Source organism: Methylobacterium bullatum, from assembly GCF_014845095.1.
In the GTDB taxonomy this organism is placed as follows: Bacteria; Pseudomonadota; Alphaproteobacteria; order Rhizobiales; family Beijerinckiaceae; genus Methylobacterium; species Methylobacterium bullatum.
Window position 1 is genome coordinate 1 of sequence record NZ_NKUG01000061.1, and the last position, 5958, is coordinate 5958.

The 5958-nt window shown below is 63.2% G+C and carries 9 protein-coding genes and 1 pseudogene; 4 read left to right on the forward strand and 6 right to left on the reverse strand.

Translation table 11 applies throughout. The features are described 5' to 3' along the window. Nucleotides 1-63 precede the first annotated feature (63 nt). The gene (locus MBTS_RS09320) at nucleotides 64-789 is read right to left on the reverse strand and encodes a thermonuclease family protein (protein WP_192215476.1); all 726 of its coding nucleotides are present in this window, start codon (nucleotides 787-789) and stop codon (nucleotides 64-66) included. A gap of 105 nt (nucleotides 790-894) precedes the next feature. Between MBTS_RS09320 and MBTS_RS09325 the strand changes: the two genes are divergently transcribed. Then, on the forward strand, nucleotides 895-1119 hold the full coding sequence (locus MBTS_RS09325) for a hypothetical protein (protein ID WP_192215477.1): 225 nt from the start codon (nucleotides 895-897) through the stop codon (nucleotides 1117-1119). 53 nt (nucleotides 1120-1172) lie between these two features. Here MBTS_RS09325 and MBTS_RS09330 read toward each other — a convergent pair whose 3' ends face one another. The 3 genes from MBTS_RS09330 to MBTS_RS09340 are packed head-to-tail and all read right to left on the reverse strand — an operon-like array spanning nucleotide 1173 to nucleotide 2904. After that, nucleotides 1173-1826 (reverse strand): SOS response-associated peptidase, encoded by a 654-nt coding sequence (locus tag MBTS_RS09330; protein ID WP_192215478.1) that lies wholly within the window; start codon nucleotides 1824-1826, stop codon nucleotides 1173-1175. Between the two features lie 45 nt (nucleotides 1827-1871). Then, nucleotides 1872-2246 carry a hypothetical protein gene (locus MBTS_RS09335; RefSeq protein ID WP_192215479.1) on the reverse strand — a complete coding sequence of 125 codons (375 nt, stop codon included), beginning with the start codon at nucleotides 2244-2246 and terminating at the stop codon, nucleotides 1872-1874. A 1-nt stretch (nucleotide 2247) separates the two neighbouring features. After that, nucleotides 2248-2904, reverse strand: a complete 657-nt coding sequence (locus MBTS_RS09340) for a ParA family protein (protein ID WP_192215480.1) — start codon at nucleotides 2902-2904, stop codon at nucleotides 2248-2250. Between the two features lie 262 nt (nucleotides 2905-3166). Here MBTS_RS09340 and MBTS_RS09345 point away from each other — a divergent pair. The 3 genes and pseudogenes from MBTS_RS09345 to MBTS_RS09355 all read left to right on the forward strand — a co-directional run. Further along, nucleotides 3167-3499, forward strand: a pseudogene (locus tag MBTS_RS09345) (ISL3 family transposase); the annotation flags it as partial. Between the two features lie 62 nt (nucleotides 3500-3561). Next, nucleotides 3562-3702 (forward strand): hypothetical protein, encoded by a 141-nt coding sequence (locus MBTS_RS09350; RefSeq protein ID WP_192215484.1) that lies wholly within the window; start codon nucleotides 3562-3564, stop codon nucleotides 3700-3702. Between the two features lie 57 nt (nucleotides 3703-3759). Beyond that, entirely contained in the window at nucleotides 3760-3933 is a 174-nt protein-coding gene (locus MBTS_RS09355) for a hypothetical protein (protein ID WP_192215481.1), read from the forward strand. Nucleotides 3934-4102: 169 nt separating this feature from the next. On the opposite strand, the gene MBTS_RS09360 is transcribed toward MBTS_RS09355, so the two are convergent. Together MBTS_RS09360 and MBTS_RS09365 are read right to left on the reverse strand one after the other, a co-directional pair. Then, nucleotides 4103-4261, reverse strand: a complete 159-nt coding sequence (locus MBTS_RS09360; protein WP_192215482.1) for a hypothetical protein — start codon at nucleotides 4259-4261, stop codon at nucleotides 4103-4105. 1230 nt (nucleotides 4262-5491) lie between these two features. Then, a complete protein-coding gene (locus MBTS_RS09365; protein ID WP_192215483.1) occupies nucleotides 5492-5875 on the reverse strand; it encodes a helix-turn-helix domain-containing protein in 384 nt (127 codons plus the stop codon). Between the last annotated feature and the right edge of the window lie 83 nt (nucleotides 5876-5958).

Here is a 5958-nt window from a genome sequence, read left to right on the forward strand (position 1 = left end):
CTGCCAAACCAACGCTGAAAGCAACGCTCGGTGCCGTTCTGTTAGGCGCTCTAAGTTTCAAGCTCACCCGCGCGGCGCGCGCCACCCGGCCGCCTTCGCCTCGTCCTCCGAGCAGAACATGCGCTCGCCGTCCTTCTCGCTAATCCGGGTCCGGTCGTAGTCGCGCGATCCAGGGACGTGGAAGACCTTCTCGCCCTTCCGGCTGATGTTGCCCTTGATCGCGCAGCCGCCGGCCTGGATGGCCGGCTTCAAAGGCGCTGGCGAGGGTATGGGGCCGTCCGAACCGCCCGGCGCCGCGAACCCCATCGTCATGGCCCGCTCACCCTTTCGCCAGTCCCCAGGCGTCGTGAAAGAGCCGGCCCATATCCCGAGCTTCCCTGCCTTCGCGGTGTCCTCGGCCGGGATATAGTCCTCCGAGTACCGGCGGTAGGCGATGGCGTGACCCTGCGCGACCAGCCAGCCGTTCAGGTCCTCTGCACCCTTCCGGCAGACCGCGACCGTGCGCCCGTACTTGTCGGTATCCCTGGGATCGCAGGAGACGGGTGCTGAGCCGATCCGGTCGGCCAGCGCGAGTGCAGCCGCCTGTCCGCATCGGAAGGCCTCCCCTGACCTTCTATGGCAAAGCTGACTGCTCTCTGGCGCATCGATCCCGTGAAGGCGGATGCGGGTGCCGCCGATGTCGAGGGTGTCGCCGTCGACCACTGAGGCCCGGCCGGTGATCGGCTCGGCCGCGAACACAGGAGTCAGTGACAGGACGAGGACAAGGACGGGAAGGCGGATCGATTTCATCAATACCGGTTATCGATTTGATCTGTTGGAATGATGGTGCACCGCAGCGCATATCCCTCTCATCAGATGGGGCGCAGCCCTCGAAACTCTTAAGGGATAAGTACCATGACCGTTCGTAAAATCGTTCTTGCCGCTCTCGCTGCCGCCACCCTGACCGGTACGGCGACGGCTGAGGATCGCGTCAACATCACGCCGACGCTCTACCGTGAACAGGCTCGCGTTACGGCATCGGTTCGTCCGGCTTCCGAGATGACGACCACGCCGTCCCTGACCCCGCGTGCCCCCGCGACCCGACGCCTTGTCGCCGACGCAGAAGCCTCGGCTCGTTAAGACGGCTTCCTAGGCGACCTGGTTTCAGCGTCAGATCGCCCGCGATGCGATCCTCATTCAGCCGGATCGCGCCGCGCGCCTGTCGCCACCACCTTCATCATGGCGTCAGGCAGCGGGCGCTGTAGCTCAAGGGCGACCTCTGTCGGCGCCTCAAGCCACGTCCGCCACTCCTCCGGCGTCGTCAGCAAGACCGGCATCGCCTTCGGGTGGACCGGGCCGACGATCCCATTCGCATCGCATGTGAGGAACGAGAACAGCTGGTGCTCGGCCTCCTCTCGGTCGGGGTTCTCGGCCTTGGTGCCGCGCACGCCCGTCCAGGGTCGCCAGATGCCGGCGAAGGCAAACAGCGGCCGGTTGTCATCGAGGGCGAACCACGTGGGCGTCTTCTTGGGCTTGGTGTCCGCGTACTCGCTGAAGGAGGACACCGGGACAAGGCAGCGGTATTCCGGCTTGAGCCAAGGCCGCCAGTGCGGGCTCTTCACGTTCCGAACGTTGGTGACGGGATGCTCCCCGTACTGCTTCGGACCCGGGATGCCCCATCGGAGCATCTCAAGGGTCCGCCTGCCGTCCTCGATCCGAACGATGGGCGTCATCTGGTCGGGGAAGATGCCGGGCATCCTCGGCAGGTTGCCGGCGCGGTCCTCCCCCACGCCGAAGGCCTTGCGGATCTCCGCTTGTGACGTGACCAGACTGTAGAGGTTGCACATCGTCCATGTTCTCGTTGCTAAGCTGGCCGCTTCGGTCATCGGTGGTCAGCGGAGGCGCCTACCGTCTTCAGGGACAGCCGAGAGGTCGACGTTGTAGCCTTTGGCCGCCAGTGCTTCGAGGACTAGGTACTTGACCGTCACGCGGCGGTTGAGGGCTTCCTGGCGCAATGCGGTCCATACCTCATCCGGCACCTCGAATTTAAGAGATGTACCCTTGGTAGGGGCAATGGGGGATTTGGGTTCTTGGGCAAGAGCTGCCGTCGGCTTCGGCAATGGGGCCGGTACGATTGGCTGTTCTTCTGGAGCGTTGGAGGCCCTGGTAAATCCGAGATCTCTTGTTGCTGCGGCGAGCTGTTGAGCATCCTCAGGGCTCGTACGCGGGCGCGGACGGGGTGAGGGCAGGAAAGTCGGCTTGCTCATGTCAGGACGCCTGCTGCTCGGCTAGGATGGCCAGTAGTTCGTTTAGGACACCGCTGACCTCTCCCAGCGCCTTTGGGTCGCCATCCGGGCCAGCGGGTGTGGCTCCAGTGAAGTGGATGGCCTGATAGGCGGCTCGCTGGATCACCTCGGTTCCAAGGACTGGAATGTTTGCGCCCTGGATTTCCTGGCGAGCGTGTTGCGCCACTCGGCTCTGAAGCGGCGACATCTGTGTGAGAACAACACGGGCCGGGATTGAACGGCGAAGCATACGCTCAGCACGTTGCACGACCTCATAGGTTCGGAAGACCTCTTGCAGGTCCATGCCGGATATCTTGGTGGGGATCAGCACCAGGTCGGACTCGGCGATAGCGTAGGTGACGGCCTGCGAAGCTGCACCTTCAAGGTCGACCAATACGACGGAGTAGCGCGAAGCCGCCTCCGAAATGCGATCAAGGATCGTTTTCTCAGTCACCCCCGAGATCACGTCGACGGTGCAATCCTCCCCTGCCCTATCGCGCCAGGACGCAATATGGCCGTTCGGATCAGCGTCGATGATTGCTACGGAGCCGCCCTGCCGCGCGAAGGCGTCAGCAAGGCAGATGACGAGCGTCGTTTTACCGACGCCACCTTTGGTCGAGCAAACGCTCAAGACAGCCATTGCTCCAGTCCCCCATGGCGCGGTTGCCCCTGTACCCCAACAATCTAGAACCCGAGTTGTCAAGAAACCGTAAGCCCGACTGCGTTCTTGGGCAAAGGGGATTTTGCCCACTTGGTGTAAGTGGCTGCCGCCATTAATGTCGCGCGGAGGCTTGCGCAGATGGATGAGCTCTCGCGCCAGGTCTGGCAGGGGCACGCGAGGAGAGGCTTTGGACGACGTCTAGGCTCAGTCGCTTGCTGAACGGCTCCACGAGCGCCGTATTGCGATCCGTGAGGGCATCCGCCCTGTTGGCATTCCTGCCGGTCGGGCAAGCCTGTTCCCGCCTCGCAGGACCGTTGCCAGACCGGATAAGACAGTGTCCCGGGAACGCATCCAGGACGAGAGTTACCTGCGGAGGGAAGAGGCGGACGCAGCCATCCGCACGCTCACGGAAGCAGGCGTTCCGCTTCGCCGGATCGGCCAGCGCCTGGGCCACAGCCGCAAGGTGGTGCGTGCGGTCCTGCGCAGCGAGCGCACAAACGTCTTCCGGGTCCGCCAAAGCTCGCTTGACGCCTATCTGCCCTGGCTCGACGCCCAGTGGGACGGCCGCGGCAAGATCGACCTGCTGCAAGCTCGCTTGAGGCCCTCGGCAGTGTCAGAAGCGTGGTCCGGCATCGCGTGAACCAAGCCGATGTGCCCAATGGTGGGAAGCTCGAACTGCTCGATATCCTGACGATTGTAGACAACGTGCTCAAGGGCGACCATCCACCCGAGGAGCCCGACAACGCCGTGCCGGAGCCGCTGAGCGGGAGCTTTTGATGAGGCCTTGCCTAAGGCCTAGTTGTCTACAACTACTCAGGTAGCTACGCCGTCCTCATGTCTAAGCTTCAAACCCTCCTCGATCGCCTGAAGGCCCATCAGCACGTTCTGATCGTTGCGGCTGCGGATCACGACACTATGCCGGCAGACAGCGTACTCAGGCGCGTCGCCGAGTTGGAGAACGCGATTGCCGCCGTCGAGGCTGTGATAGCGGAGGATGAAGAGGAGTAGGCTTGCCTAACCCAACTCGCTGAAATGCAACATTACGTAGCCTCCACTGGCCCTTGCGATACTCGCCATCGTCTGAGGCTGAAGGGCTGAGTTAACGCGGAGTACGATCCCAGGCCGCGACAATGGCCTTGAGCGTGTCCGCGTGAACCATAGCTTCTCGCCTTGATTTTCAAATGCTTCGGTCGGCCCGCATCCTAGCCAGTTCCCGTCGCAGTGCCTCAACCTCGGCGTGGAGTTCGCCGGCATCCACCGCCAACTCGACGCACTGGTCCTGGACCTCCGCAAGCTGGGCGCGCAGCTCAGCATTCTCGGTCACCAGGGTGAGCATGAGCAGGGTGTCGGAAACGGCGGGCCTCCCAGTGATCGAGCAGGCCGTGGACGTCGCCGACGAGGGTTAGCGTTGACTTAACCGCCCCGCCCGGCCGACATGCCATGTCTGGCCGCATATTGCTCATGCGAGTCGTGAGCCGGCATCAGGAGAGATTACCGCCGCGAGATAGACCCTGAAACGACTACGGCCCCCCTGTCGCCAAACAGGAGGGCCGCGAAATCGAGATGGTCTGTGAGGACCGAGACAATCCCTCACAAGCCATAGGACCCCCTCGGGAGTCAAGCGGGAACGCCAATTCCCGCATCGAGAAGTCGTGCCTTGTGCCTGCCGCGGCCCGAGAGGGTTGGGGACGATGTTTCACGCGACCATGGCTGCCGCGATCGATGACGCGCGGACGCTTGCGCAGATGGACGAGCTATCGCGTCAGGTCTGGCAGGGGCACGGGGGAGGGGCTTTGGACGACGTCCAGGCCCAGGCGCTCGCCGAGCGGCTCCACGCCCGCCGGAGCGCGATCCGTGAGGGCATTGTGCCCGTAGGCATCCTAGCAGGGCGCATTAGTCTGTTCCCGTCGCGCAGGAGCGTCACCAGTCCCGACAAGGCCATGTCGCGGGATCGGAGGCGCCTACTGGCTTGCTCTGGCCCTATGCCGCCCGCCTTGGCCTCGCGCTTCACTACCGGCCAGCTCGCGGTCCTGCGCATCGTCGCTGACGAGGTCGCCGCCAAGGGCGTGTGTGGCCTCTGCATCGACGCGATAGCCGCGAGGGCCGGGGTCTGCCGTCGCCTCGCTCAGGGCGCTATCCGCCTCGCCGAGGGCGACGGACTACTGACGATAGAGGAGCGCCGTCACGAGGGCAGGAAGAACAGCCCCAACCTTGTCCGGATTATCAGCCGAGAGTGGCAAGCCTGGATGCGTCGCGCCGGCAGGGCGAAGGCCGGGGGGAGTGGGTGCAAAGCGATTCACCCCACGGATACAGGGGTTCTAACTTTGGGGAAAACCGAGACTGACACCACCGTAAGAAAGCTGCCGGAACGGCAGGGTCGCTTTCACGCCAGTGGCTCGCGAGAATCCAGGTGGGCTGCGGAACGGGCGAAAGCCATGCGGTGAGGGTATGCGGCCGTTCGACAAGCCGGACACTGCCCTTCCGAACCGTCCTAGGCTTTACTCGTAGCTGAACCGTATCCGTGCAAAGGAAGAGCTCTGACTGGTCAGACGCGAGGAACTGCTGGCTAACCGGTCTGCCGGACACTCAGCCGGGATGCGGTTCGCACAATCGACAACACGTCGCGGCGAAGGTCACTGTCCTCAATGGATGCATAGGCGGCGAGGATTTCGATGGCGCCAGGCTCAGCGAGGAAGGGGAACATCTCGTCCTGTCCCTGGGGCTCGCCCTCGCCGAACAGCGCTGACATCGGTACTTCAAAGAACTGAGCGATCTGCTGTAGGCGGCCGCTGGCGATCCGGTTTTGCCCCTTCTCGTATTTCTGGATCTGCTGGAACGTAACGCCGACGTGCTGGCCTAGATCAGTCTGCGACAGCCCCTTCGCCTTTCGAAGAGTTGCGATGCGCAGGCCGACGGCACGGTCAACGTCTGTCGTCGATTTAACAGTCAAAATGGGAACCGCCTCTGTTTAGTAATCATTAATCATGATGCCATCGCAGATGTGAAATATTGCGGGCCTGTCGCAAACGCGAA